Here is a 24,731-nt window from a genome sequence, read left to right on the forward strand (position 1 = left end):
TTCCGCTTTACAGGGGCCGGTACATTACAGGGGCCGGCGCTTTACAGGAGACTGTGCCGTCCCTATGTATCGCGCCACCAAACCGCCATCCAGCAACAGGACAGAACAGCCAGCCATGCGCGCGGAAACGCAAAACATTGTCGACGAGATCAGGCAGGCGATCACCCTGCTGAGGAGGCATCTTTGACTGGGACCAAGCCATAAAGCGGCTTGAGTACCTGAACGTCCGTGCCGAGGATTCGAGCCTCTGGAACGAGCCGTTGGAAGCGCAAAAGCTGATGCGCGAGCGTCAGGGCCTCGAGGAAGGTATTGCCGCGGTCAAAGGCCTCACCCAGGCCTTGGAAGACAATATCGGCCTGATCGAGCTTGGCGAGGAAGAGGGCGACGAGGGCGTCGTTGCGGAGGCCGAGGCGGCGATCCGCTCGATGCGCGGCGAGGCCAAGGCGCGCCAGATCGAAACGCTGTTGTCGGGCGAGGCGGACGCCAACGATAGCTATCTGGAAGTTCATGCCGGCGCCGGCGGCACCGAAAGCCAGGACTGGGCCTCGATGCTTCTGCGCATGTATACGCGCTGGGCCGAGCGCCGCCGCTTCAAGGTCGAAGTGCTGGAAGTGCATGACGGTGAAGAAGCCGGCATCAAGTCCGCCACGCTGCTGATCAAGGGCCACAACGCCTACGGCTGGCTGAAGACGGAATCCGGCGTGCATCGTCTCGTGCGCATTTCGCCGTATGACAGCAATGCGCGCCGCCACACCTCCTTCGCCAGCGTCTGGGTCTATCCCGTCATCGACGATACGATCGACATCGACGTTTCCGAATCCGACGTCCGTATCGACACGTATCGGTCGTCGGGATCGGGCGGCCAGCACGTCAACACCACCGATTCGGCCGTGCGCATAACCCATCTCGCCACCGGCATCGCGGTTGCCTGCCAGGCCGAGCGCTCCCAGCACAAGAACAAGGCCAAGGCCTGGGAAATGCTGCGCTCGCGGCTTTACGAGGAAGAGCTGAAGAAGCGCGAAGCTGTGGCGAACGCCACCGAAGCGTCGAAGAGCGATATCGGCTGGGGCCACCAGATACGGTCCTACGTGCTGCAGCCCTATCAGTTGGTGAAAGATCTGCGCACCGGTGTCGAGAGCACCAGCCCGTCGAGCGTGCTCGACGGCGACCTCGATGATTTCATGGAAGCCTCGCTGTCGCAGCGGATCGAGGGTGGCGCCGGCGAAACGGTGGCCGATATCGACTGAGGCCGCCGGGCACCAATCCGGCAGGAATGTGGGTTCATCACGCGAGAGTTACGGCCATCGTGCGAGAGTGACGAGCTCTCAATTTGCACCTACCTGTCGTTCTACAACTTTGTTTTTCGTAGAGTTTTTCAAAATCGATTTCGGCTTTTGACGCGGATGCCTCGGGCCTGCCGGTGCCAAGCCTGGAACCAGCGCGAGCCAAATCCCGTTATTGGCGATCCCGCTGCCGGGGTTGATCAGGTTTCGTCAATCAGGACGGCAGGTTGGTTCCGGCTGCAGAGGTCGGCGTTCGGTTGCGACAGCAATTCCTTGCGCCAACCAAGGAATCAGCCCAGCATTCATGCGCTGGGGAGGAAAAAAGCATTTATGGCCGGACGCGGCGTATCTGCGACCTGACGATCCGGCCACTGGGAAGACACGTTCCGGGAACGGGCAAGCGAAATGCTTGACAACCGTTGATAGGAACTGCGCTCATGCCTGCTCTCACAACCAGACCGGCCCCAGTCGCCCGCACGGCGCGCCGACTCCTGAATTCACTTGTCGCGGCAGTGGTTTTGATTGCTGCCGCCATTCCATTTGCGGCGCCTGCTCTGGCGCATGATGCCAAGCCGACCGCGGCAATGCCGCAAGGCTGGAGCTATCCGTTCTCCTGCTGCTCGGGCTATGATTGCCGCGAGGTCTCTCAGACATCGATCAGCGAACGTCCCGAGGGCTATGTCATCAAAGGAACCGGGGAAGTCGTGGCCTATAGCGACAAGCGGATCAAGAATTCGCCCGACGGCGAATATCATTGGTGCTCCGTTGCCGGTGCCAATGACGGAAAGACCATCTGCCTGTTCGTGCCCCCATCGTCCTACTAGCGCATGACGCCCAAAAGCTTGCCCACGGGCTGACCCGAGCGTGTGCAGCGGTTTTGGATCGATGCCTTCGATCTGTGCATCGCAGGCTCACAAGCCTGCTGACCGGCAGTTGTCAGGAGCGTTTCTTTATGCTGCCTTTGCCGTACGGGGCGGCGGCATTGTGAGGGAACCAATTCATGACCATCAAGGCAAGCTGCCACTGCAAGGCGACGACGTTCGAGGTTTCGCAAGCGCCGCAGACAGTGACGCGATGCACCTGTTCCTTCTGTTCGAAACGCGGTTCGTTGTGGGCCTATTACACCCCATCGCAATTCAGACTCACCAGCCCGCCGGAGAATGTTTCGTTCTACCAGTGGGGATCGAAAACCATAAAACACGGTTTTTGCGCCACCTGCGGCTGTGGCACCTTCACCGAGACGCCGGACTGGTCGACAGGCGAGCCGAATTTCGACAATCCGAAGATCAGCGTGAACTCGCGGCTGTTCGACGATTTCGATCTCGACAAGGTCGAAGTGGTGGTCATCGACGGCAAGAATCTCTGGTAGCCGGTCGAATTGGGGTGGTCGCGCGAGCCGCTGCAGGCGTGTGGAATTGAGCCGGGGAAAGCCGCGGCAACGGCTTTTGCTGGTCCGCTTTTCGCCGCATTTCATGTTACAAGTCGCTGGAAGGGCTGATGCGGTGCGCCGTTGCGCGGCCGTGGAATGGAGAGGGACCACCATATGAAAAAGATTGTGCTCGCCGTCGTGGCGACGGCTGTGCTCGTGAGCGCATGCACCACCGATCCCTACACCGGGGAACAGAAGGTTTCCAACACCGCTGCCGGCGCCGGTCTCGGTGCTTTGGCGGGTGCCGGGCTCGGCATGCTTGCCGGCGGTAACGACCGCCGCAATGCGCTGATCGGCGCGGGCATCGGCGCGCTTGCCGGCGGTGCCATCGGTGCCACCATGGACCAGAATGAGGCCGAACTGCGCCGACAGCTTCAGGGCACCGGCGTCAGCGTCACCCGCACCGGCGACCAGATCATCCTCAACATGCCGTCCGACATCACCTTCAACGTCGACCAGGACGCGGTGAAGGCCGGTTTCTATCCGGTGCTGAATTCAGTGGCCCTTGTGCTGAAAAAGTTCCGCCAGACCACGGTCGACGTGTTCGGCCACACCGACTCGACCGGCGGCGACGAGCATAATTTCGACCTGTCGCAGCGCCGCGCCCTGGCGGTCGCCAACTATCTGTCCGGGCAGGGCGTCGATTCCCGCCGCTTCGCCGTCACCGGCTTCGGCAAGACGCGTCCGATCGCCTCCAATGCGACGGCTGCCGGCCGGGCTCAGAACCGCCGCGTCGAGATCCAGCTGTCGCCGCTCACCTGAGGCAAGCACATGAACCGAGAGCGGCCCCGTCCGGGGCCGCTCCAATGGTTATGCCGGACCACCGGCCGCCGGCGCCCTTCGTTCGCGATATCAGGACCGGGCCGGCTGATCGACAATTGCGGCAACGATCCGGCGCACGATCGGAAGCACAATCAGCAGGCTGGGAAACGCAACAAGCTATGAAGCGCCCCACGCATAGCTCCAGGCCGCTATGAACCCGTTCGTCCAGCCTGCGCCGATTGCCGTCGAAACCGCCGAGACAATCGAGGACATCAGAATCGAAAGAACCAACGGCATCACCACCGCGCCGTAGGAGGGCGGCAGCTTTCTCAACTTGAAGGCTCGATCCGGTGATGCTTGCATCGAAATCTCCCAATCAGAAAAAATGTGCGTCAGCGTTACTGTGAGGACGATCAGGCGGCATATGCCGCCTGCAGCGCCAATTCCCGAATGAAGCTTCGCAGCGAACGCGGCTCGCGGCCAAGGGCGGCGCGCAACGCCTGGCTGTTCCCGCCGAGGCCGTATTTGGCGTAGTGGCTGTGTACTTTGGCCAGCATCTGCAACTGCCGGTCGGTATACGGAAGGCGGGCCTTCGCCGCCCAGTCCTGAAATGTCGGCTCGCCGGCCGAAACCGGCCGGCCAAGCGCTTCGCTCATCATGGCGACGACCTCTTCGCGGCTGTGCATACCGTCGGCGCACAGCTCGAGGGTCGCATAGGACAAACGCGCTTCGGTCAGTGCGATTGCCGCCACTTCAGCCACATCGCGATAGTCGACGCGGGCGAGCTTCGCCGTCCTTGGAAACGGCTCGGCGAAAACGCCGTGCTCGACGACAGACGGCCAGGCCGCCGCGATATTTTGCATGAAATTGGCCGGGTGCAGAATGGTGTACTCCATGTTCGTCGAATAGAGGGCAGCTTCAACGGGTACCTTGCTTGCATGGTTTTCCAGCCTCGTATTGGTCGGCTGGATCACCGACGAAAAGACGAACTTTCGAACGCCTGCTCGCGCCGCCGCCTCAACCATGGCAACGCCCATGGCGGCTTCGTCGGGAGCAAAGGCCGGTCCGATGTGAAAGACACCGTCGACACCTTTCACGGCCTGCTCAAGGCTCTGATGGTCGCGCAGATCTCCGATCGCGATCTCGGATGCACCGGCTTTCCGGGCTTTTTCGGCACTCGCGGCGTCACGAACAAGCGCCCGAATCCTGGCATTGCGGCCGACGAGTTCAGGCACCACCAAACCGGCAACGCGGCCTGCGGCGCCTACGACCAGGACTGTTGGACCGGGTATTCGCATGACGATCTCCTTCCCTCAAGTCTGCCTTTCGGCCTGTGCAGGGAAGATAAAATCTAGCGAACTGCGTTACAATTGATCGATTTTGCGATAGTTTCTCCCGATTTTCGGGAGAAATAAGCGATGAGCGATGAGCGATGAGCCGGATAGATGATTTCGAAGCCTTCATTGCCATTGTCGAGCATGGCAGCCTGACGGCTGCCGCACGCCGGCTGAACCGCTCACTGCAGTCGGTCAGTCGGTCTTTGGCGACATTGGAGGAATCCATCGGGGTCGAGCTTCTGCACAGGACGACACGCCGCTCGACGCCGAGCGAAGCCGGAGCGGCCTTTTTCCAGCGCATCAAACCTGCCGTCGAGGAAATTAACGAAGCCAGGCTTCAGGCGGCCAACCGACGATCCGAGCCGTCGGGCATCCTGCGTGTGAGTGCCCCGGTTCTGTTTGGCCCGGATTTCCTCGTGCCGGTTATCGCCGACTATATGCGGACATATCCTCGCGTCGAGGTTGACCTCCAGCTTTCCGATGAATTTGTCGATCTTGATGCCGAGGGTCTCGATTTGGCTGTCCGGATCGGCAATTTGCCGGATTCCAATTTACGTGCGAAGCGCCTGGGCACGCTTCGGCGCGTGGTGTTCGGCGCACCTGCCTACTTCCAGCAACGCGGCCGACCGGCCCATCCGCTTGAATTGCGTGAGCACGATTGCATCGTACGAACTGTCGACGGCCGCCCGGGCGAATGGATGTTTCAGATTGAAGGCAAGCCCCGGTCGGTGAAGGTCGCGGGCACTTTCCGGTCGAATTTGATGATATCCATCTATGCAGCCGCGGTTCACGGATTGGGTCTGGGCTACTCGCCGCTTTGGCAGATAAAACACCTGGTGGACGACGGCCGCCTGGAACTGGTTCTGACCGAATTCGAGCCAGTGCCGGTGCCGATACACGCCGTGTGGCCGGAAGGCAGATCATCCTCCGCCAAAGTTCGCGCTTTTCTGGACCTGCTGGCATCCCGCCTGGAGCTCAAGAACCTTTAGGGCGCAAAACTAATCTGAGCGCCGATCTTACCTCATCGACATCAAGTTCGTGATCAGAACTGCCTTGGCGGCGTTGACCACGGGTTGATGGACCTCCGAATGACCGATGTCATTCAGCTGATCGGTCGTCAAATTTGCCAATGCCCTGCGTCTTGCGACGGTCCGCCGCCACCCCGTGAAGGCAGTGATCATCATTGCTGCGCTTTTCAGGCCAGACCCAAGCAAGCGGCGTTTGGACGCGCTGCTGCCGGCGCGAGTTCCCGTGTGAGCCATTTCTTAGTCTCCCATTTCGAGTTTGCGGGTGGGAGCGTGCCACGCAGGTGTTTTCGGGCTGTTCGGCTGTGCGTGAACAATTGGGAGGAGTCCGACGATCCGCCGTTAAATCGGTGTTAAATCGATCCACCGAGATGCTATTCTGTCGCTGCGGTCGAAGTCTGGAGACGATTTGTGCGCATCCGGTTGCTTGGTGGCCTCGAGGTTGCTTCCCCGGAGCAACGGCCCGTCCGGTTCGCCACACGCAAGACTTCGCTTCTTTTTGCTGCTCTGGTTCTCGCAGGCCGCCGCGGCCATCGTCGCGAGCAGCTTTCCGAAGCCTTTTGGCCGGGGCGAAGCAATGGGCAAGCCCGCAATAGTCTGCGGCAAGCGCTTGTCGACATCAGGCGCTCGTTCCCGGCCAGCTTGGATGCCACCGTCTACATCGATGGGGATCAGGAAACCGTTGCGCTGATTGCCGGACCGGATGAGGCGGACATCTCGATCTTCGATCGGAAATTAGAGGAGGGCCGAACCACCGATCTCGCCTTCGCCGCCGATCTCTACCGCGGTGAGCTGCTTGCCGGGCAAACGATTCCTGACGAACTGGACGAGTGGTTTGGACCCTTTCTGAGTAAGTATCAGCGCAAGGCGCTGCAGTTGGTCGATCGGCTGAGCCTGGCGCTGCCCGCACCCGGCTCAGCGGAAGAGACGGCCTGCGAAGGGCTCGCGGAGAGATTGCTCGCCTCGGATCCGACGGCGGAGGCAGCCCATCGGGCGCTTATCCGCATCCACGCTCATCGAGGTCACGAAAACGCGGCCTTGCGCCAGTTCGAGCTGTGTCGGGCAGCTTTAAAAAAACATCTGAATGCGGACCCAGAGGAGCAGACAAGCTCACTTGCGGCTTCCCTGCAGTCCCGTGAAAGAACTGAACGTCAGCGGCCGGAGCCAAGCTCTGGCGCCGCATCACTGGCGCAGGTTCTGGCGGCCCCGACGAGGCGCGACGACCAGCCGTCGATTGCGGTGCTGCCGTTTCAGAATCTAAGCGGTGATGTGGAGCAGGAATATTTCGCCGACGGCATGGTGGAAGACATTGTCACCGCCTTGGCTCACTTTCGTCACCTGTTCGTGGTCGCACGGAATTCGAGCTTCACCTACAGGGGACGGTCCATAGACATAAAGCAGGTCGGGCGTGAGCTGGGCGTGCGCTATGTGGTCGAGGGAAGTGTTCGCCGGGCGGGCGACCGCCTGCGCATCGCCGGGCAGCTCATCGACACCTCGACGGGGGCCTATCTCTGGGCCGACCGTTTTGATGGAACGCTCGCCGAAGTTTTCAATCTGCAGGACCAGGTCGCCTCGAGCATCGTCGGCGCAATCACACCGAAAATGGAGGAGGCTGAGATCGAGCGTGCCAAACGCAAACCGACAGAAAGCCTCGATGCTTATGACTACTATCTCCGCGGGCTGGCGGCCTTTGACCGAACGATCACTAGTAGATCGGCCATTGACGACGCCTTGCGCCTCTTCATGAAGGCGATCGACCGTGACCCGGAGTTCGCGATAGCCCATGCGCGGGCGGCGCGGTGCTACGCTACCCGAAAAAGCAACGGCTGGATGGTCGACCGTGCAGAAGAGATTGCCGAAGCTACTCGACTGGCCAGGAGAGCGGTCGAACTCGGAAGGGACGATGCAATTGCGCTTTCCTACGGTGGATACGTCCTCGGCTACGTAGGCGGCGACCTTGATGATAGTGCGGCTTGCATCGATCGCGCGCTCGCTCTCAACCCGAACTTGGCCGCTGCTTTGGGCGTCAGCAGCTGGGTGAGGGCTTGCTTGGGCGAGCCAGGCAAGGCCATTGAGCACGCCGCGCTTGCCATGCGCCTAAGCCCATTGGATCCACGCCTGTTCGCTTGGCAGTTCAACACCGGGCTCGCTCATTTTTGTGCAGGCCACTACGATGACGCCGTCGCTTGGGCGGGAAAGTCGCTGCGTCACCAGCCGAACTACGTGAGCGCGATGCGTGTAGTGGCGGCGGGTCATGCCCTTGCGGGGCGCCTAACGGAAGCGCAGCAAATGATGGCCCGGCTATGCGAGTTCGATCCCTCGCTGCGGCTTTCGAATCTCGCCGAGGTGCTGCCGCCGTTTTATCGACCGGATGATCGCAGCAGATATATCGAAGGCCTTCGTAAGGCGGGCCTGCCGGACTAACGCAGTATCAGCGCGAAGCGAGGCCGTCTTATGCAGCTTTCGGTGCTTCGCGCGTCGGCGCGACGCGCAAGCCCTGCAGCATCAGACCTTGGCGACGATCCGCATGAAGGCCGGCATGTCGTCGCCGAAGCCGACGGTCGCGTCATTGTCTTCCTGTCGCTGGCGGCCAGGGCGCTCGCGCTGCGGCCTGGTGTCGCCCCGTTCCGGCGCGCGCCTTTCGTTGCGATCCGGCGAAGCCTTGCGTTCAGGTGAAGCCTGGCGCTCGCTGTTTTCCGAGCGGATCGCCTCTTTGCGGGTACGCCGCTCGTCGATGTCGGCGACGGTGGCTTCGGCCAAGACCGGCTGTTCCTCGCTAACTGCTTCCGGCGCTGCTTCTTCGCTGCGCTTGGCGTGGCGTTCACGCGGTTTGCGCTCGCCCCTGTCCTTGGCGTCGTCCTTGCGGCCGGCACGGCGTGGCGCACCGCGGCCACGGCGCGGGGCCTCATCCTCGCCGCCTTCGCTGGCAACGACCGTCGACAAATCGCCGTCATGCCACTCGATCTTCGTGCCGATCAGCCGCTCGATGGCGTCGATGTATTTGGTGTCCGACTTGGTCGCGATGGTGAAGGATTTGCCCGAGCGCCCGGCGCGGCCGGTACGGCCGATGCGGTGGACGTAATCCTCCGCGTGGATCGGCACGTCGTAATTGAAGACATGGCTGACATCGGGAATGTCGAGGCCGCGCGCCGCGACATCCGAAGCAACGAGGTAGCGCAGCTTGCCGTCACGGAAATTGGCCAGCATCTGCATGCGCGCGCGCTGGTCCATGTCGCCGTGCAGAGCGCCGGCGTCGAAGTCATATTTCAGCAGCGAGCGGAACAGCTCCGATACCTCGATCTTGCGGTTGCAGAAGATGATGGCGTTCTTCAGCTCGGCATCCTCGGCTTTCATCAGATTGCGCAGCGTCTCGCGCTTGTCCCAGGGTTTCGGGCCGGATTTCACCAGCCGCTGGGTGATGTTGGTGGCGGCCGATGCTGCCTTCGACACTTCGACGCGCACCGGTGCGTGCAGGAATTTCTCGGTGAGCTTGGTGATTTCCGGCGGCATCGTCGCCGAGAAGAACAGCGTCTGCCTGGTGAACGGGATCATCTCGCAGATACGCTCGATGTCGGGGATGAAGCCCATGTCGAGCATGCGGTCGGCCTCGTCGATGACGAGGATCTCGACGCCGTTGAGCAGGAGCTTGCCGCGCTCGCGATGGTCGAGCAGGCGGCCGGGGGTCGCGATCAGCACATCGGCGCCGCGCTCGAGCTTCTTGTCCTGCTCGTCGAAGGACACGCCGCCGATCAGCAGTGCGATGTTGAGCTTGTGGTTCTTGCCGTATTTGACGAAGTTTTCCTCGACCTGCGCGGCGAGCTCGCGCGTCGGCTCGAGGATCAGCGTGCGCGGCATGCGGGCGCGGGCGCGGCCCTTTTCCAGCCGGGTGAGCATCGGCAGGACGAAGGACGCCGTCTTGCCGGTGCCGGTCTGGGCTATGCCCAGCACGTCCTTGCCGAGCAAGGCGTGCGGGATGGCGCCAGCCTGGATCGGCGTCGGCTCGGTGTAGCCGGCATCGGTAACTGCGGAAAGGACCTTCGGCGACAGGCCGAGGTCTGCGAAGGTCAACGCTTCTTGAGCGATCTGGGTGTCTGAGGACAAGTTTGGCTGTCTTTGGCTGGTTCGGGGGCGCAACATATGCAGTCGCGGCAAGCGCCGCGCGCCTGCAAGATTGGTATTGCAGGTAGGCGCAAGCCCACGATTTGTCAACACAAACGGGCGGCATTGGCGCGATTGTGAAGCCGTAACCTTAATCGCGATGCTTAATTTGCGCAGCGGCCGCCGCGCCGGCTCAGTAGCGGAACTGTTCGGCGAGAATGCGCTCGTTCCACGAATGGTTGGGATCGAACAGCAGCGTCGCCGTTGCCGTCGGCGATTCCCTCACCGTGACCGTCGTCACCGCCTTGACCTCGGTGTGGTCGGCGGCGGCATTCACCGGCCGCTTTTCCGGCTCCAGAATGTCGAAACGCACGATCGCCTTGTTGGAGAGCAGCGCGCCGCGCCAGCGGCGCGGACGAAACGGGCTGACCGGGGTCAGCGCCAGCAGCGGAGCGTCGAGCGGCAGGATCGGCCCGTGCGCCGACAGATTATATGCGGTCGAGCCGGCCGGCGTCGCAATCATCACCCCGTCGCAATGCAATTCCTCCAGCCGCTCTTGCCCATCAACGGTGATGCGGATCTTGGCCGTCTGGTACGACTGGCGCCAAAGCGCGACCTCGTTGATCGCGAGCGCCGAAATCGTCTCGCCTTCGGCCGTCACCGCCTGCATCTCCAGCGGACGGATCGTTTCGGCGACGGCAGCCGCGATGCGCCCCGTCAAACCGCTGGCGCGGTATTCGTTCATCAGAAAACCGATGGTGCCACGGTTCATGCCGTAGACCTTCTTTCCCGTGCTCATCGTCTCGCGCAGGGTCTGCAGCAGAAAGCCGTCGCCGCCGAGCGCCACGACGATCCCGGCCTCCTCGACGGATGCCTGGCCGTAGCGTGCCGAAAGGCTTTCCAGCGCCGCATTGGCGTCGGCGGTACCAGATGAGACGAAGGCGAAACGGCTGGCGGTTTTGCTCATGGCTCTCAACGACAACCGATTGGCGACGACCGTCTGGCGACCGATTGGCGGCGACCGGTTGCTGGGCCGCGCCAGCGCCGGGTTAGCATGGGTGGGCATTTCTGCAAAGGGAGGGAGGTGCCTGGAGATGGCGACCAAACAAGCCGCACTCGCGCATCATGTCGGAGGACAAAATGATGTGATGGTTAAGACTCGCCTTAAACTCTCGTAAAGCCATATCGATCATGTTAGCCGGCAGCGGACGGGCGGCGTGGGGGCTAACCAGTCGAGGCCGATCTATTGCCGCTGGCACGCTTGATTATTGTCTTCCTGATGCTGGCAAGTTTTGCCCTGGCTTTCGCGGAACTGGTGCGCCAGTCGGAGGAAAAGAGCTTTAGACCCGAGCCCACGGCCTCACGCTGCGGCGACGCGGCGGGGACACCCTGTCCGCAAAGGGCGCTTTGACGCCACAGCGCCAGTGCTTATCGGGCTTGCAACAGATGGCAGCCGGCCTGGCGCTTTTGCGCGAGATACTCGTCGACAAGCTGGCGATAGCGGACTTTGCCGAAGCTCGGGAAATGGCCGCCGTGCACGACCGAGACATCGAGATCGCGCATGCGCAGCAGCGTTTCGACATAATCGTCGATATCGGAGTGATAGACGTCGTCGATCAGCGGGCCGTCATAGATGATGTCGCCGGAAAACAGGATGCCCGTCCTGTTTTCGTAGAGCGCAATGCCGCCGGGTGAATGGCCGGGCGTGTGGATGACCTCGAAGGCACGGTCGCCGAGATCGACGATGTCGCCTTGCTCGAGCAACCGGCCGGCTGGTGCGGGCAGGATCTGGTAGCGCTTCGTGTCCCAACCTTGCGGCATGCCGTCGAACATCTCGTCGGTGGCATAGCGGTCGGCAACCGTCCATTCGTTGCGCGGGTCGGCGAGGATTTCGGCCTCGGCCGGGTGGACGCAGCGGTCGGGAAATTCGTGATGGCAGCCGATATGATCGAAATGGGTGTGGCTGGCCACGCAGGTGAGCTTGCGCTCCGTGACCAGCGGCACGTGGCGGCGCAGGCTGAAATGGCCAAGGCCGGTGTCGAACAGAAGATCGCGGTCGCGGCCGCGCACATGCCAGATGTTGCAGCGGAAGAACGGCTTGATCCACGGCTCGTGGATCAGCGTCACGCCATCGCCCATGCGGATAGTTTCGTACCAGTTAGGAGCGTCGATGATTGGAAGCGAGCTCATGTTTGGTCCGCAAGCAGGATGATGTCGCCAGCATCGCACGATACCGCGACCACGTCGCCCGGCTGGACGGCCGATGCCGAGGGAACCTTGGCGATGAAGTGCAGCGCCGGGTCGGTCGTGGAGGTCCCCAGCACACGCTTGAAGCTACCCTGGAAGACGACGTCGCTGACCTTGACCATACCGAGCGCCACAGCACCGCCGGCAGCGCCGAGAACAAGATGCTCCGGCCGGACGGCCAGCGCAACGGTCGAGCCGGCCGGCAATGTGCCGGGCAAAGAGAGCGACCCAAGCTTCGTGTTGACGGTGATTTTGCCGCTCTTCGCCTCGGTCACTGTTCCGGAAATCAACGTGCTTTCGCCCATGAAAGTCGCGGAAAAGCGCGTCGCCGGCCGTGCATAGACGCGCTCGGGCGGTCCCTCGTCCTCGATGCGCCCGTCATTCATCACCACGCAATGATCGGCCAGCGCCATCGCCTCTTCCTGGTCGTGGGTGACGTGGATGAAGGCGGTGCCGACGCGTTTCTGGATCGCCTTCAATTCATCCTGCATCTGCCGGCGCAATTTCAGGTCGAGCGCGCCGAGCGGCTCGTCGAGCAGGAGCACCGCCGGCTCGACCACCAGGGCGCGCGCCAGCGCCACGCGCTGCCGCTGACCGCCGGAAAGCTGGTGCGGCTTCTTGTCGAAGGCAGTAGCCAGCCCGACCAGCGCCAGCGCTTCGCGCGCCCTCGCTGCCCGGGTTGCGCCATCGACACCCCGCATGCGCAGGCCGAAGCCGACATTGCTGCCGACGCTCATATGCGGGAACAGCGCATAATCCTGGAACACGGTCGTCGTCGGCCGCTTCGCCGGTGGCACGGCGGTGCAGTCCTCGCCGCGGATCAGCACCTTGCCCTCGCTCGGCGTGACGAAGCCGCCGAGGATGGACAGAAGCGTCGTCTTGCCGGAGCCGGACGGCCCGAGCAGGATCGTGTAGCTGCCCGGCTCGATCGTCAGCGAGACGTTCTTCAGCACGGTGTGCTGGCCGAAGCGATGCGAGACGGAGCTTATATCGACCAGTGGCGCACTCATGCCGGCTTCCTCCGCAACAGCATCAGCTCGAACAATACCACCAGTACGATGGAGACGGCGAAGACCAGCGAGCCGACGGCGTTGGTCTTGGGATTGAGGCCGGAGCGGAGCAGGTTCCAGATCTCGACCGGTAGCGTCGTGTCGAAGCGCGTCAACAGGAACGAGATGACGAACTCGTCCCAGGAGAAGGTCATCGACAGGAAGAAACCGGCGAAGATCGCCGGCGCCATAACGGGTACGGTAATCAAAAGCAGCACCTTCCATTCGGGGGCGCCGAGGTCGCGCGCGGCGCGCTCGATGTTGATCTGGTGATCGCCCATCTGGCTGTAGACGATGGCAAAGCAGAGCGGCAGGTTGATCACGACATGGCCGATGCCTGCGGCAAGTAGAGACTTCGGTACGCCGGTCCAGTTGAACAGCACCAGCAGCCCCATGCCGATGATGAGATAGCTGACGGTCAAGGGCAAGGTGATCAGCCCGCGCATCAGGCCCGAGCCCGGCAAGGCGAAGCGCGCAAAACCCCAAGCGGAGAGAAAGCCAAGCGTGACGGCGACAGCCGAGGAGACGACCGCCACCAGCAGCGAATTGACCAGCGCCGAAGTCAGCCGCGTGTCGGCGAGCACGGCCTCGTACCAGCGCAGCGACGGCCCGGTGAAGGGCGGGATCGGAAACGAGGTTGCCTGCAGCGAAAACAGCACCAGAACGATGACCGGCAGAAAGATGAAGCCGTAGATTGCGATGGCGTAAAGGCCGGAGACGAGGCGGATGAAAGCGCGCATGGTCAGGCCCGCTCGATCTTCAGCCAGCGGGCGCAGGCGAGGTAGGCGACGGTGACCACCGCCATCAGGATGATCGACAGAGCCGAAGCGAGCGGAAAGTCGCCGCGCCGGCCGATCTGCATCATGACGAGTTGCGGCATCAAAAGCTCGTTGTTGCCGCCGAGGATCTGCGGCGTGATGTAGTCGCCGATGCACAGCACAAAGGTGAGGAAGGCGCCGACCATGATACCGGGGAGCGTCAGCGGCAGAACGACATGCAGGAAAGTCCGAACCGGCCCGGCGCCGAGGTCGGCGGCGGCCTTGCGGTAGCTGGGGCTGAGCTGCTTCAGATTGGCGAAGATCGTCAGCGTCAACAGCATGACGAAGAAATGCACGAAGCCGATGACGGTGGCCAGCCGCGTATTGGCGAGCTGCAGCGGTTCGCCGAACAGGCCGGAGCCGGTCAACGCGCGGTTAACGACGCCGTTCTGCGCCAGCACCAGCAGCCAGGAATAGGAGCGCACGACGTAGGAGGTCCAGAACGGCAGCACCGCCAGCATCAGCGCCAGTCGCTGCCAGTGCTCCGGCACCTGCTCGGCCAGGATCCACGCAAACGGATAGGCAAGCAGCACCGAAATCACGGTGACAATGGCGGTGACCTGCAGCGAGTTCACCATCGCCTGCCAGTAAGACGGATTGGCAAAGAACTGGCTGTAGTTGGACAGCGTGAAGCCGCCGCCTTCATGCGCCGTCAGGCTGGATACCGCCATGGCGACGAAGGGCAGCACGAAGAACAGCAACGTCCAGCCGAGCGCCGGCGTGACCAGCGCCCAGGGCAGGGCACGCCCGCTGTTGGCGGCGTTCACGACCAGCAGCCGGTCATTGCGCCTGCAGCATTTCGGTCCAGACGTCCTGCATCTTCTTGTCGAGATCGGCATTCGGCGCCGGATAGGACTGGGCGCGGGCGAGGAATTCCGGCTGCTCGTCGAAGCGCAGGATTTTCTTCTGCTCGTCGCTCAACGCCGCCTTGCTGTTGGCCGGCATGCCCCAATAGCAGGACGAGGTGGCGAGCCGCGCCTGGCCTTCGGGGCTCATAATGTACTGGATGAATTTAAGCGCCAGCTCCTTGTTCTTGGAATCCTTGAACATTGCCAGCGACTGCGACCACAGCACGGCGCCTTCTTTCGGGATAGAGAAATCGAGGGCAGGGTTTTCCTTGGCCAACCCCGCCGTCACCCATTCGCCGCCGCCGACCAGAATGTCGACCTCGCCGGTCGCCAGCGCCGTCTGGCTGGCGGTCACCTCGCCGACCAGCTTGGCGTTGGCCTTCATTTTGAGCAGCTCTTCCTTGATGGCGGGAAGGTCGGCTTCGGTCAGCTCGGCAGTCTTCTTGCCGATCGCCAGTGCGGCCATGCCGATGACCGGCAGGTAATAATCGTAGATGGCGATCTTGCCCTTGTATTTGTCGCCGGTCAGCGCCGCCATCGTCTGCATGTCGGCCGGATCGACCTTGGTCTTGTTGTATCCGATCGTGTTGTAGCCGAACTTTTCGGTGATGCCGTAACGCTTGCCGTCAACGACGGTGGAGCTATCCATCTTCACCTGAGGAAACAGGTCGGCCAGCGGCAGCTTGTCTTCCGGTAGCGGCTCGAACAGGCCTTTTTCGACACCGCGCCGTACGTCGATGCTGTCGATCACCATCACGTCCCAGTCGCCGGGCTGCGATTGTTCGACGATCGCCAGGCCGGCCCCGGTGCCTTCGAATTCCTTGACATTGACCTTGACGCCGTTCGCCTCCTCGAACGGCTGCAGCAGCGCCGGATCGGCGTGATCGCACCAGATCAGTGCGTTGAGATCCTGCGCCTGAGCGAGGCTGCCCGCCGCCAGCAGCAGTGCTGCCGCCGCACAGGCGCCTTGGAGATGGCTCTTCAGAACGGAAAGCGGATTCCTGGTAATTGGATTGGGGGTCTTTTGATTGATGGACATCGAGTGTTCTCCCATGCCTTTTTGGCTTGTAGGAAAAAATTGAACCAATTCTAAAATTGAGTCAATTCTGTTTTTGTGGCAAACAGCCGATATGAGCGGATTGCGGGCAAGGCAGAAGGCGGATCGGCACCGTCGCATCATCGAGGCGGCGGCGGCGCTTTTCCGCGATGCGGGTTATGAAGGCGCCAAGATCGAGACCATCGCCGCGCAGGCCGAAGTCTCGGTCGGCACGATCTACAATTACTACCAGAACAAGGGCGACATCCTCGGCGCCATCGTCTCGATGGAGGTCAACGAGGTGCTGAATGCCGGGCGCGGCGTCGTCGCCAACCCGCCGGCCAATGTCGGCGACGCTCTCGATACGCTGCTCGGCATCTATATCGAGCACTCGCTGCATTATCTCAGCAAGGAGATGTGGCGGCAGGCGATGGCGATCTCGACGCAACTGCCCGACAGCCCGTTCGGCCAGGCCTATACCGCGCTAGACCGCGCCCTGACCGAGCAAATCCGCGCGCTGATCGTCCGCCTGCAGGCGCTCGGCCTGGTGCGCCGCGACATCGACGGGCCGGCGCTCGGCGAACTCATCTTCAACAACATGAACATGATGTTCATCGAATTCGTGAAGCGCGAGGAGGCGAGGATTGCCGAACTGCGCACGGCGATACGCAGGCAGAACAGGATATTGGTGGCGGCGATCGGAGTGTAAGAAGATCAAGGGCGAGTAGGGCCTGCAACCCAAATCGCCGCAGCCGGAGCATCGCCTAACGGTTGATCAGCCATAGAATGGCCGAGAGCACGATGCTGACCAGTATGCCCGTGGTGATAGGGACATAAAGCCTGAAGTTCTCACGCTCGATCACGATATCGCCGGGCAGCCTGCCAAGGCCGGTCCGAGCCAACCAAGGCCACAGCAGGCCTATGGCGACTATGCTGAGACCAACGACGATCAGAGTTCGCGACATGGCAGCATCCTGCCGGAAATAGTATCATGCCGGAAATCTAGTGTTGACGGGTCTGCAAGCAGCGCTTCCTCTCGATGTTGCCTCTTGAGTTGAGGTTGAAATCTGTTACAACCTAAAAGGGCATCAAGGGAGGGTTGGATGCAGATTTCCATCTGGCATTGGGCTATAGTGCTGCTGCTGATCGGCGTGCCTGTTTTCTTTGCCGTTCGGTCAGCCGCAAAGCCATTACAGGATCCTTCGGCTCTCGTAGGTTTCGGAGGCTGGCTTATGCTGCTGGCGATCCTTCAGGCTTTCTCCCCGCTACGCACGCTCGTCTCATTGGGCTCATCGAGTGAAGGCTACCGACAGCTCATGACGCTCCCGAATGGCACTTTGGCGGTCTACGGAGAGATTGCCCTCTTGCTGGCGTTTGTGGTGTTCCAGGTGGTTGTGCTCTTTGCGATGCTGCTGCGGAGTTACCGCTTCAAGCAGCTATTCCTGTATCAGTGGTTTGCAATACCAATCGTGTTTATTCTGGACGCGGCATGGATCTCAGCGGTTATGAGCGCTCCTGTGAGCTTGGTGCTTGCAGGGGATGCGCTGGTAATGCCCGCAGTTTCTTTTGTCCTGACCGGCATCTGGGTCGCCTACGTCTACAAGTCGGTCAGGGTGAGAAACACGTTCGACCGGGTCGCCATATCCGGTCATGTCGCGAGTGCTTCATAGAGCTTGCCGCGAGTCCTATGTATGGCTGCCGACAAAAATGCCGGGCGCCCAATATGGACCCGGATCATCCGGCTACTAGGCCTGCTCTAGCGAGGATTTCAGGAGCCGGCGTGACATGCCCGTGCGGCTTGCAGTAGTCCGGGTCGATCGCGCGATAGCCGAGCAGATGGCCGAGTGGCGCCAGGATCGCCAGCGCCACTCGCTGAATCGAAGGTGGCGGGTGCGTGAAGACGATCACGTCGGCAAATTCTCTGGCGATGACTGCTGCCTGAAGCGGCGAAGGTCTACCTTTTCTGTCCACCTTGCCGGCATTGGCCAGGCCGAAGAGCATGCCGATCAGCAGCTCGAAACGGTTCGGGTCGACATTGTCCGCACCTGGCGCCCGGTCGACTTCGACCAGGACATGCGCTTCTTCGGTTTTGCTGCTGTTCCACCAATCATGTGCGACGCCTGCTTCGACCGTGGCGGATTGGCCAGGCCCCAGGGACAAAGTTTTCCCGGCGATGCAAGCGTCGAGACGGCCACGGAGGACGGTAAACCGTTCCGTCAGGTTCGGGTGGAAGTGCTCGCCCACCACTGCGGCTCCCGGCCGGGCTGTCAGATGAGCGATGCCAGGTCCCTGGCCGCGGTCTTCGGTGCCACGCAGGATGACCGCATATTCGCCGGTCACTTTGTTCTCGTAGACATCTCCACAGCGTGACATGGATCGGCTCCGGAGTTTCAGAGCACCACTGCCCGGCAACTCTATCGTCAAAGGCTTGGTCGTTCAACGACGCTCCAACGGGCGATTGCGGAAACACCAGTTGCCGGCTCTTCGTCAACGCGAGCGATCAGCGCTCTACCGAACATGCTTAGGCGGCCGCGCACGCGGAAACGGCACAACCGTCAGTGGCGCCTTGCGGAATTCCGCGATGGCTATTTCTTCAATCAGCGCGTCGAGGGCCTCGTTGACGCGTCGGCTCGTTTCATCCGCGCCGCAGAGGCGGTTTTGTGCGCACTCCAAAAGCTCGCGCGCCGCGGCGAAATCACTTCGCATGACAACACCCTTTGGTTTTTGGCCCGCCGCACCGACATTGTCGGCGCGCTTAATTGAGCGAGTGCTAATATACACAGGAGCAATTTAATCGAATGGTACGAGATGGCCGAGGCCGGGAGAGAGGGCCGAAATGACGGCTCTGCAACGGCGAAGTCACGCCCGGGCTCAGCGTCTCTAGATATGAGATGCTAACTCGTTGTCTGGCGACAGATTTTGCCAGCAATTTCACGGAAGTTTCTGGTGACCCGACGAGGACGGTCCCGACACGTACGCCCCTAGTACGATCTTGGGCGGCTTATATATTCTCTGGCGGCGGCAATCTGGCGCCGGTGCTCGCGGAGGAAGGCTGCGCCGAAACAAATGGCGAAGGCCAGTACTGAAAGGCTTGTCGTTGCTCTTGATGTTGGATCGGGATCGGGACTTAGCAGGAAACGGAAACCGAACGCGAAGGCGAAGACGATAAATCCGCCAAATATGCCGTTGATGAAGGGGGCGGTCGTGCGTTTCTGCTCCAACGAAGACTCCTAGGTTTTCCGCTAGGGAACTATGGTTTCCGCTAGGGAATATATGCGTTGAAGCTGATGTGCTACCGATCCTGACGGCCCCGGCCTGTGGATATCGGGGATGAGCAGATATCAAGCGCCCCGGAGGTCTCAAGAAGCCCGTACTGGTGCCCCCGGACGGAATCGAACCGCCGACCTTCGGTTTACAAAACCGCTGCTCTACCAGCTGAGCTACAAGGGCACGGCGCTCCGGTTACCATATTTGCCGCGCCAGTAAAGACAAAACTCCGTTTTCGGCCGCCGCGAACGCGCCGGTTCTGCCGCCAAGGCGTCCTGAAAACGGCCAATTCGCTTCCTATATTGATCGAAGGTGCAATCGCATCAGCGAGGCTGTCGCATGATCAGGTTTGTCATCATTCTCCCGCTCGTCGTCGTGGCTTGGGTTCTCCTGGTGAAGCTCGTCAAGGATCTGAAGCGCGCCAATATCGACTGGACCGGCGTCACCGCCATCGTCGGCTTCATCGCGCTCGCCTTCTGGCTTCGCCATATCACCGGCATGGGCTGAGGTCTGCCGATTGTTCCGGTGAACTGTCGACCGGCGACCGTTCGTGGTCGCGCGGCTGACCGCCACCTGGCTTCGACCAGGCGATTTCCCCCTTCGAGAAAAATCCAAAAAGACCTTCGAACCTTTTTCCTTGTTGCGACGACTGATGGTCAAGAGGCGGTTGGATCGCCTCCCACAACAAGGAGATCGTCATGTTCAAGCGCACCATCGTTTCCGGCCTCGTCGCCACCACCGTCGCCGCCGCCATGCTGGTTGGTACGGTTCAGCCTTCGGCCGCCCATCACAAGCACAAGCACCTCGGCATCGGCATTGCTGCAGGTGTCGGCGGCTTCCTGCTCGGCAGCGCGCTCGCCCAGCCGCGCACCGTCTATATCGAGGAAGACGGCGGCTCCTGGCACGTCCGGCGCTGCCTCAATCGCTACCAGAGCTACGACCCGTACTCGGACACCTATGTCGGCTACGACGGCTATCGCCATCGCTGCTGGCTTTGAGGGCCACTATGCCAGCTTGGGAGGAGGTGACCGTTTCAGGCAACCGGAAGAAGGGGCACCCCACTGCCCCTTTTTCTGCGCGTCTGAGTGGCAGGGCAGAGGGGTTGTTCCTCCGACCTCTTAGGACCTGGGTTCCTCGCCCGCCGCGAAGCGGGGGAGAGGTGGCCGCCCACGGGTCTTGCCTTCGGCAAGCCCGAGGACAGGCTCCGCGGCCGGAGAGGGGGCCTTCGTAGGGCGCGGTCCCCTCTCCGTCGCGGCTTCGCCGCGCCACCTCTCCCCACTTCCGTGGGGCGAGGAACCCAAGCTGGAATAAAGCCGCGCTCCGTCAGCCTCTCTGTCCTGTCGAACATCGCCCACTTAAGACGAGATCGGATGCCGCTTCAGCATTCGCCAACACTCTTGCCGATGTACAGCGATTTCCCAACAGCCTAATCTGCACCGATATTGAAACAGGGAGAGGGCACTTGGGCGAGCACGATCCGAACGAAGAGCCGATCGAGACGGTTTTCCGCAACGGCACAATCACCACCGTCGGCATCCTGCTGGCGTTCTCGCTGGGCTTCATCACGCATTGGGCCGCCAACCCGATACCATGGGAAATCTATCACCTGGCCGCCGTCGCGCCGATTTTGATCGGCATTGCCCTGCAGATACGAGCGCTGCGGTTGCTGCTCGACATAACGTCTCTACAACGGCGCGTTTATGAACGCGCCAATCGTATCTTCATTGCCGGCCTCATCTTCACCGCCTGCGGAGTTGGGCTGGCGATGCTGCTTGATTTCTACGACCTATCGACCAAGAGCGCGGTGCCCGGGGCCTAGCTCTGGCCATCCTGGCAGATGTCGCACCATTCCGCGCCGGTCAGCGCTGCCATGCGCTCGGCTCGCTGCCAAGGCCGGGAGGGGTCGGCAGCCCGCCGATCATCCTCGTCACCTCCGCCGCCGCATCGCGCACAAGCGGGCCGATCTCGGCCAGCCGTTCCGGCGTGACCCGTACTGTCGGCCCGGAGACCGAAACGCCGCCGATCGGCTCGCCGAATTCATTGAAGATGGCGGCGGCAACGCAGCGCATGCCCGGATGCCGCTCCTCGTCGTCTACCGACCAGCCGCGCAGCTTGATCGTCACCAGGTCGCGAGCGAGCGCCGAGATGTCGGACAGCGTATTTTCGGTGAAGCGCTCCAACCCGGCCCGGCGCAGGATGGTGGCGACGCGCTCCGGCTCGAGATGCGCCAGCACCGCCTTGCCGATGCCCGAGGCATGGAAGGAGCTGCGCGTGCCCGGCCGGAAAAAGGCGCGGATCGCCTGGTGCGTCTCGACCTGGCTGACGAAGACGACGCAATCGTCCTCGGCGACGCCGAGATTGGCGGTCTCGCCGGTCTTCTCCATCAGTTCCTGCATGACGATACGGGCGCGGTCGACCAGCTTGCGGCGGCGCAGGAACGCCGCACCCATGCGATAGGTCTCGACGCCGATCGACCACAGCTGGTCAGGGCCGTCGAACTCGACCATGCCGTGGTTTTCCAGCGTCGTCAGCATGCGGTAGGCGGTGGATGCCGGCAGACCGGAACTGGCGGCGATCTCGCTCAGCGACAGGCCGCTGCCATCGGCAACGATTGCCAGTATGCGCAGCGCCCGGTCCAGCGACTGCACCGAGGCGGCCTCGGCCGGTCCGTTGAAGGCGCGCGGCCGGCCGCGCTGGCGTTTTTCGGTGGTTTCCATGGATCCATTCTTCGCTCTGTTCGCCCAATAAGCAATGAAAAAGTTTTTCACCGATTTGCGAAGCGAATTCGTGGAAAACATAAAATCAAATAAATTCAATCCACAAGAGCTGTTTTCTAGAAATGAAAAAATATTCTGAAAAAATTGAAAAATCATTGGTGCGCTGGCATCATCGGCTATCAACAATTCGGTGGAGGCTGACATGGCCAGGATGCGCGCAGTCGACGCAGCGGTTCTCGTTCTCGAAAAGGAAGGCATCTCCTGTGCCTTCGGCGTGCCGGGTGCTGCGATCAACCCGCTCTATTCGGCGCTGAAGGCGAGGGGCAGTATCCGCCACATCCTTGCGCGGCATGTCGAGGCGGCTTCGCATATGGCCGAAGGGTTTACCCGCGCCAGATCGGGCAATATCGGTCTGTGCATCGGCACCTCGGGTCCTGCCGGCACCGACATGATCACCGGCCTCTATTCGGCCGCTGCCGATTCAATTCCCATCCTCTGCATCACCGGGCAGGCGCCGCGCGCGCGTCTCAACAAGGAGGATTTTCAGGCCGTCGACATTGCGGCGATCGCCGCACCCGTCGCCAAATGGGCGGTCACCGTCATGGAACCCTATCTGGTGCCGATGTCGTTGCAGAAGGCGTTTCATCTGATGCGCTCGTCGCGGCCGGGGCCGGTGCTGATCGATTTGCCTGTCGATGTGCAACTGACCGAGATCGAGTTCGACATCGATGCCTACGAGCCGCTGGTGCCGTTCAAGCCGGCAATGTCGCGCGCCCAGGCCGAGAAGGCGTTGACGATGCTGAACGCGGCGGAAAAGCCTGTCATCGTCGCCGGCGGCGGCATCATCAACGCCGATGCGTCCGATCTGCTGATCGAGTTCGCCGAGGTCACCGGCGTGCCTGTCATCCCGACGCTGATGGGCTGGGGCGCGATCCCCGACGACCACCGCCTGATGGCCGGCATGTGCGGGCTGCAGACCTCGCACCGCTATGGCAATGCGACGATGCTCGAAGCCGATTTCGTTTTCGGCATCGGCAACCGCTGGGCCAACCGCCACACCGGTTCGGTCGACGTCTACACCAAGGGCAAGAAATTCATCCACGTCGATATCGAGCCGACGCAGATCGGCCGGGTCTTCGCACCGGACCTTGGCGTCGTCTCAGATGCCGGTGCGGCGCTTAAGATGCTGCTCGACGTCGCCACCGAGTGGAGGACGGCCGGAAAATTGCGCGACTGGTCGGGCTGGGCCGGCGAATGCCGGCAGCGCAAGAAGACAATGAAGCGCAAGACCCATTTCGACCAGGTGCCGCTGAAGCCGCAGCGCGTCTACGAGGAGATGAACAAGGCGTTCGGCCGCGACACCACCTATGTCACCACGATCGGCCTGTCCCAGATCGCCGGGGCGCAATTCCTGCACGTCTACAAGCCACGCAACTGGATCAATTGCGGCCAGGCCGGCCCGCTCGGCTGGACGCTGCCGGCAGCCCTCGGTGTTCGCGCCGCCGATCCGGACCGCACAATTGTGGCATTGTCCGGCGACTATGATTTCCAGTTCATGATCGAGGAACTGGCGGCCGGCGCACAGCACGGATTACCCTACATCCATGTCGTCGTGAACAACGCCTATCTCGGGCTGATTCGCCAGGCGCAGCGCGGATTTTCGATGGACTTCGAAGTCAGTCTCGCCTTCGAGAACGTCAATCGACAGGGCGATCCAGAGGCGGGCTACGGCGTCGACCACGTCGCCGTTGCCGAGGCGATGGGCTGCAAGGCCGTCAGGGTGCGCCGGCCGGAGGAATTCGCCGGTGCCTTCGAAGAGGCAAAGCGCCTGATGGACGAGCACCAGGTTCCGGTGGTGCTCGAATTCATCCTCGAGCGCGTCACCAACGTTTCGATGGGTACCGAAATCGACAAGATCACCGAATTCGAGGAGCTAGCCGAACGCCATGAAGATGCCCCCACGGCGATCGTCATGCTCGATTAAGCCGCATATGAGGAACTACTGCCATGCCACGGTTCTCAGCCAATCTTTCGATGCTCTTTGGCGAGCATGACTTCTTCGACCGCTTCGATGCCGCCGCCCGCGCCGGCTTCAAGGGCGTCGAGTATATCGGCCCCTATGACCATGCGCCGGATGTCGTCGCGGCCAGGTTGAAGAAGAACGGGCTGACGCAGGTCCTGTTCAACCTGCCTGCCGGCGACTGGGCCAAGGGCGAGCGCGGCATCGCGATCCTGCCCGACCGCGTGCCGGAGTTCCGGCAGGGCATTGCCAAGGTCGTCACCTATGCCCATGCGCTCGCCTGCGAGCAGGTCAACTGCCTCGCCGGCATCGCGCCGCAAGGCGTCGATCGCTCCGTGCTGGAAGACGTCTTCGCCGAAAATCTGGCTTTCGCGGCCGAAAAGCTGGAGCAGGCCGGCATCAAGCTGCTGATCGAGCCGATCAACACCCGCGACATTCCGGGTTTTTTCCTGAATTACTCGGATCAGGCCCTGGCGCTGATCGACCGCGTCGGCTCGAAGAACCTGTTCCTGCAATACGACATCTATCACATGCAGATCATGGAGGGGGATCTCGCCCGTACCATCGAGGCACACCTCAACCGCATCGCGCATATCCAGCTTGCGGATAATCCCGGCCGTCATGAGCCGGGGACGGGCGAGATCAATTTTCCCTTCCTGTACAACCACATCGACCGCATCGGCTATTCCGGCTGGGTCGGTGCGGAGTACAAGCCCAAGGGCGGAACGGAAACCGGGCTCGGGTGGTTTCGGGACGCGGCCGGGCAGGGGAGTGCGGGGGCGTAGACGCTACGTA

26 protein-coding genes, 1 tRNA gene and 1 pseudogene are annotated in these 24,731 nt (G+C 61.8%); 13 read left to right on the forward strand and 15 right to left on the reverse strand.

Features of this window, described 5'->3' with window-relative positions:
• The first annotated feature begins 115 nt into the window (after positions 1-115).
• The 4 genes from prfB to NKI17_RS07420 all read left to right on the forward strand — a co-directional run bounded on the left by prfB (position 116) and on the right by NKI17_RS07420 (position 3,474).
• A protein-coding gene (gene prfB / locus NKI17_RS07405) for a peptide chain release factor 2 (RefSeq protein ID WP_156948021.1) occupies positions 116-1,247 on the forward strand; the annotation gives its coding sequence in 2 pieces (ribosomal slippage) (positions 116-181 and positions 183-1,247; 1,131 coding nt in all).
• A gap of 473 nt (positions 1,248-1,720) precedes the next feature.
• Positions 1,721-2,107: a hypothetical protein gene (locus tag NKI17_RS07410; protein WP_031212810.1), complete on the forward strand. Its 387-nt coding sequence runs from the start codon at positions 1,721-1,723 to the stop codon at positions 2,105-2,107.
• Positions 2,108-2,283: 176 nt separating this feature from the next.
• Positions 2,284-2,652 (forward strand): GFA family protein, encoded by a 369-nt coding sequence (locus NKI17_RS07415; RefSeq protein ID WP_023679923.1) that lies wholly within the window; start codon positions 2,284-2,286, stop codon positions 2,650-2,652.
• A gap of 174 nt (positions 2,653-2,826) precedes the next feature.
• Positions 2,827-3,474, forward strand: coding sequence for a YiaD family glycine zipper/OmpA-like lipoprotein (locus tag NKI17_RS07420; protein ID WP_023679922.1), 648 nt, complete (start codon positions 2,827-2,829; stop codon positions 3,472-3,474).
• A gap of 90 nt (positions 3,475-3,564) precedes the next feature.
• Here the strand turns inward: NKI17_RS07420 and NKI17_RS07425 are convergent.
• Together NKI17_RS07425 and NKI17_RS07430 are read right to left on the reverse strand one after the other, a co-directional pair.
• Positions 3,565-3,837, reverse strand: a pseudogene (locus tag NKI17_RS07425) (DUF2798 domain-containing protein).
• Positions 3,838-3,887: 50 nt separating this feature from the next.
• Complete coding sequence (locus tag NKI17_RS07430) at positions 3,888-4,772, reverse strand: NmrA/HSCARG family protein (protein ID WP_352905570.1); 885 nt, start codon at positions 4,770-4,772, stop codon at positions 3,888-3,890.
• A gap of 134 nt (positions 4,773-4,906) precedes the next feature.
• Between NKI17_RS07430 and NKI17_RS07435 the strand changes: the two genes are divergently transcribed.
• Positions 4,907-5,800, forward strand: a complete 894-nt coding sequence (locus NKI17_RS07435) for a LysR family transcriptional regulator (RefSeq protein ID WP_352905571.1) — start codon at positions 4,907-4,909, stop codon at positions 5,798-5,800.
• 447 nt (positions 5,801-6,247) lie between these two features.
• Positions 6,248-8,260: a BTAD domain-containing putative transcriptional regulator gene (locus tag NKI17_RS07440; protein ID WP_352905572.1), complete on the forward strand. Its 2,013-nt coding sequence runs from the start codon at positions 6,248-6,250 to the stop codon at positions 8,258-8,260.
• An 81-nt stretch (positions 8,261-8,341) separates the two neighbouring features.
• On the opposite strand, the gene NKI17_RS07445 is transcribed toward NKI17_RS07440, so the two are convergent.
• The 7 genes from NKI17_RS07445 to NKI17_RS07475 form a co-directional block, all read right to left on the reverse strand.
• A complete protein-coding gene (locus NKI17_RS07445) occupies positions 8,342-9,937 on the reverse strand; it encodes a DEAD/DEAH box helicase (RefSeq protein ID WP_352905573.1) in 1,596 nt (531 codons plus the stop codon).
• Positions 9,938-10,127: 190 nt separating this feature from the next.
• Positions 10,128-10,901, reverse strand: a complete 774-nt coding sequence (locus tag NKI17_RS07450; RefSeq protein ID WP_023679915.1) for an NAD kinase — start codon at positions 10,899-10,901, stop codon at positions 10,128-10,130.
• A 461-nt stretch (positions 10,902-11,362) separates the two neighbouring features.
• On the reverse strand, positions 11,363-12,124 hold the full coding sequence (locus NKI17_RS07455) for an MBL fold metallo-hydrolase (RefSeq protein WP_352797117.1): 762 nt from the start codon (positions 12,122-12,124) through the stop codon (positions 11,363-11,365).
• Positions 12,121-13,191, reverse strand: a complete 1,071-nt coding sequence (locus tag NKI17_RS07460; RefSeq protein ID WP_352905574.1) for an ABC transporter ATP-binding protein — start codon at positions 13,189-13,191, stop codon at positions 12,121-12,123. Before NKI17_RS07460 ends, NKI17_RS07455 begins: the two co-directional genes overlap by 4 nt.
• Complete coding sequence (locus NKI17_RS07465; protein WP_352623244.1) at positions 13,188-13,970, reverse strand: ABC transporter permease; 783 nt, start codon at positions 13,968-13,970, stop codon at positions 13,188-13,190. Before NKI17_RS07465 ends, NKI17_RS07460 begins: the two co-directional genes overlap by 4 nt.
• Positions 13,971-13,972: 2 nt before the next feature.
• Positions 13,973-14,815, reverse strand: a complete 843-nt coding sequence (locus NKI17_RS07470; RefSeq protein WP_502894444.1) for an ABC transporter permease — start codon at positions 14,813-14,815, stop codon at positions 13,973-13,975.
• 13 nt (positions 14,816-14,828) lie between these two features.
• On the reverse strand, positions 14,829-15,935 hold the full coding sequence (locus NKI17_RS07475) for a polyamine ABC transporter substrate-binding protein (RefSeq protein WP_352905575.1): 1,107 nt from the start codon (positions 15,933-15,935) through the stop codon (positions 14,829-14,831).
• A gap of 91 nt (positions 15,936-16,026) precedes the next feature.
• Between NKI17_RS07475 and NKI17_RS07480 the strand changes: the two genes are divergently transcribed.
• The gene (locus tag NKI17_RS07480) at positions 16,027-16,641 is read left to right on the forward strand and encodes a TetR/AcrR family transcriptional regulator (protein WP_023679909.1); all 615 of its coding nucleotides are present in this window, start codon (positions 16,027-16,029) and stop codon (positions 16,639-16,641) included.
• 55 nt (positions 16,642-16,696) lie between these two features.
• Here NKI17_RS07480 and NKI17_RS07485 read toward each other — a convergent pair whose 3' ends face one another.
• On the reverse strand, positions 16,697-16,897 hold the full coding sequence (locus tag NKI17_RS07485; protein WP_023679908.1) for a DUF2905 domain-containing protein: 201 nt from the start codon (positions 16,895-16,897) through the stop codon (positions 16,697-16,699).
• A 138-nt stretch (positions 16,898-17,035) separates the two neighbouring features.
• Between NKI17_RS07485 and NKI17_RS07490 the strand changes: the two genes are divergently transcribed.
• Positions 17,036-17,602, forward strand: coding sequence for a DUF2569 family protein (locus tag NKI17_RS07490; RefSeq protein WP_352691875.1), 567 nt, complete (start codon positions 17,036-17,038; stop codon positions 17,600-17,602).
• 64 nt (positions 17,603-17,666) lie between these two features.
• Here the strand turns inward: NKI17_RS07490 and NKI17_RS07495 are convergent, their stop codons facing one another.
• The 4 genes from NKI17_RS07495 to NKI17_RS07510 all read right to left on the reverse strand — a co-directional run bounded on the left by NKI17_RS07495 (position 17,667) and on the right by NKI17_RS07510 (position 19,382).
• Positions 17,667-18,305 (reverse strand): cupin domain-containing protein, encoded by a 639-nt coding sequence (locus NKI17_RS07495; RefSeq protein WP_023680420.1) that lies wholly within the window; start codon positions 18,303-18,305, stop codon positions 17,667-17,669.
• A gap of 135 nt (positions 18,306-18,440) precedes the next feature.
• Positions 18,441-18,638, reverse strand: coding sequence for a hypothetical protein (locus NKI17_RS07500; RefSeq protein ID WP_084641813.1), 198 nt, complete (start codon positions 18,636-18,638; stop codon positions 18,441-18,443).
• A 275-nt stretch (positions 18,639-18,913) separates the two neighbouring features.
• A complete protein-coding gene (locus NKI17_RS07505; RefSeq protein WP_156937488.1) occupies positions 18,914-19,153 on the reverse strand; it encodes a hypothetical protein in 240 nt (79 codons plus the stop codon).
• 153 nt (positions 19,154-19,306) lie between these two features.
• Positions 19,307-19,382 (reverse strand) — tRNA-Thr (locus NKI17_RS07510).
• Between the two features lie 156 nt (positions 19,383-19,538).
• On the opposite strand from NKI17_RS07510, the gene NKI17_RS07515 reads away from it, so the two are divergent.
• The 3 genes from NKI17_RS07515 (at position 19,539) to NKI17_RS07525 (ending at position 21,018) form a co-directional block, all read left to right on the forward strand.
• Positions 19,539-19,706 carry a hypothetical protein gene (locus NKI17_RS07515; RefSeq protein WP_352905576.1) on the forward strand — a complete coding sequence of 56 codons (168 nt, stop codon included), beginning with the start codon at positions 19,539-19,541 and terminating at the stop codon, positions 19,704-19,706.
• A gap of 191 nt (positions 19,707-19,897) precedes the next feature.
• The gene (locus NKI17_RS07520) at positions 19,898-20,197 is read left to right on the forward strand and encodes a BA14K family protein (RefSeq protein WP_352636975.1); all 300 of its coding nucleotides are present in this window, start codon (positions 19,898-19,900) and stop codon (positions 20,195-20,197) included.
• 464 nt (positions 20,198-20,661) lie between these two features.
• Complete coding sequence (locus NKI17_RS07525) at positions 20,662-21,018, forward strand: hypothetical protein (RefSeq protein WP_352457467.1); 357 nt, start codon at positions 20,662-20,664, stop codon at positions 21,016-21,018.
• 40 nt (positions 21,019-21,058) lie between these two features.
• Here NKI17_RS07525 and bhcR read toward each other — a convergent pair whose 3' ends face one another.
• A complete protein-coding gene (gene bhcR, locus NKI17_RS07530) occupies positions 21,059-21,916 on the reverse strand; it encodes an HTH-type transcriptional regulator BhcR (protein WP_352699895.1) in 858 nt (285 codons plus the stop codon).
• A 202-nt stretch (positions 21,917-22,118) separates the two neighbouring features.
• On the opposite strand from bhcR, the gene gcl reads away from it, so the two are divergent.
• Both gcl and hyi read left to right on the forward strand, forming a co-directional pair.
• On the forward strand, positions 22,119-23,900 hold the full coding sequence (gene gcl / locus NKI17_RS07535) for a glyoxylate carboligase (RefSeq protein WP_352905577.1): 1,782 nt from the start codon (positions 22,119-22,121) through the stop codon (positions 23,898-23,900).
• A 23-nt stretch (positions 23,901-23,923) separates the two neighbouring features.
• Positions 23,924-24,721 carry a hydroxypyruvate isomerase gene (gene hyi, locus NKI17_RS07540; protein ID WP_352905578.1) on the forward strand — a complete coding sequence of 266 codons (798 nt, stop codon included), beginning with the start codon at positions 23,924-23,926 and terminating at the stop codon, positions 24,719-24,721.
• Positions 24,722-24,731: the final 10 nt, after the last annotated feature.

It is taken from the genome of Mesorhizobium sp. M0816 (assembly GCF_040320005.1).
In the GTDB taxonomy this organism is placed as follows: domain Bacteria; phylum Pseudomonadota; class Alphaproteobacteria; order Rhizobiales; family Rhizobiaceae; genus Mesorhizobium.

Excerpts from the sequence above, each read along its gene's own strand:
- NKI17_RS07485 (WP_023679908.1), bottom strand. The coding sequence starts at position 16,897 with ATGTCGCGAACTCTGATCGTCGTTGGTCTCAGCATAGTCGCCATAGGC.
- NKI17_RS07520 (WP_352636975.1), top strand. The coding sequence starts at position 19,898 with ATGTTCAAGCGCACCATCGTTTCCGGCCTCGTCGCCACCACCGTCGCC.
- gcl (WP_352905577.1), top strand. The coding sequence starts at position 22,119 with ATGGCCAGGATGCGCGCAGTCGACGCAGCGGTTCTCGTTCTCGAAAAG.
- NKI17_RS07415 (WP_023679923.1), top strand. The coding sequence starts at position 2,284 with ATGACCATCAAGGCAAGCTGCCACTGCAAGGCGACGACGTTCGAGGTT.
- NKI17_RS07450 (WP_023679915.1), bottom strand. The coding sequence starts at position 10,901 with ATGAGCAAAACCGCCAGCCGTTTCGCCTTCGTCTCATCTGGTACCGCC.
- NKI17_RS07500 (WP_084641813.1), bottom strand. The coding sequence starts at position 18,638 with ATGCGAAGTGATTTCGCCGCGGCGCGCGAGCTTTTGGAGTGCGCACAA.
- NKI17_RS07420 (WP_023679922.1), top strand. The coding sequence starts at position 2,827 with ATGAAAAAGATTGTGCTCGCCGTCGTGGCGACGGCTGTGCTCGTGAGC.
- NKI17_RS07495 (WP_023680420.1), bottom strand. The coding sequence starts at position 18,305 with ATGTCACGCTGTGGAGATGTCTACGAGAACAAAGTGACCGGCGAATAT.
- NKI17_RS07480 (WP_023679909.1), top strand. The coding sequence starts at position 16,027 with ATGAGCGGATTGCGGGCAAGGCAGAAGGCGGATCGGCACCGTCGCATC.
- NKI17_RS07455 (WP_352797117.1), bottom strand. The coding sequence starts at position 12,124 with ATGAGCTCGCTTCCAATCATCGACGCTCCTAACTGGTACGAAACTATC.
- NKI17_RS07435 (WP_352905571.1), top strand. The coding sequence starts at position 4,907 with ATGAGCCGGATAGATGATTTCGAAGCCTTCATTGCCATTGTCGAGCAT.
- NKI17_RS07460 (WP_352905574.1), bottom strand. The coding sequence starts at position 13,191 with ATGAGTGCGCCACTGGTCGATATAAGCTCCGTCTCGCATCGCTTCGGC.
- NKI17_RS07490 (WP_352691875.1), top strand. The coding sequence starts at position 17,036 with ATGCAGATTTCCATCTGGCATTGGGCTATAGTGCTGCTGCTGATCGGC.
- NKI17_RS07430 (WP_352905570.1), bottom strand. The coding sequence starts at position 4,772 with ATGCGAATACCCGGTCCAACAGTCCTGGTCGTAGGCGCCGCAGGCCGC.
- hyi (WP_352905578.1), top strand. The coding sequence starts at position 23,924 with ATGCCACGGTTCTCAGCCAATCTTTCGATGCTCTTTGGCGAGCATGAC.
- NKI17_RS07410 (WP_031212810.1), top strand. The coding sequence starts at position 1,721 with ATGCCTGCTCTCACAACCAGACCGGCCCCAGTCGCCCGCACGGCGCGC.
- NKI17_RS07515 (WP_352905576.1), top strand. The coding sequence starts at position 19,539 with ATGATCAGGTTTGTCATCATTCTCCCGCTCGTCGTCGTGGCTTGGGTT.
- NKI17_RS07465 (WP_352623244.1), bottom strand. The coding sequence starts at position 13,970 with ATGCGCGCTTTCATCCGCCTCGTCTCCGGCCTTTACGCCATCGCAATC.
- NKI17_RS07475 (WP_352905575.1), bottom strand. The coding sequence starts at position 15,935 with ATGTCCATCAATCAAAAGACCCCCAATCCAATTACCAGGAATCCGCTT.
- bhcR (WP_352699895.1), bottom strand. The coding sequence starts at position 21,916 with ATGGAAACCACCGAAAAACGCCAGCGCGGCCGGCCGCGCGCCTTCAAC.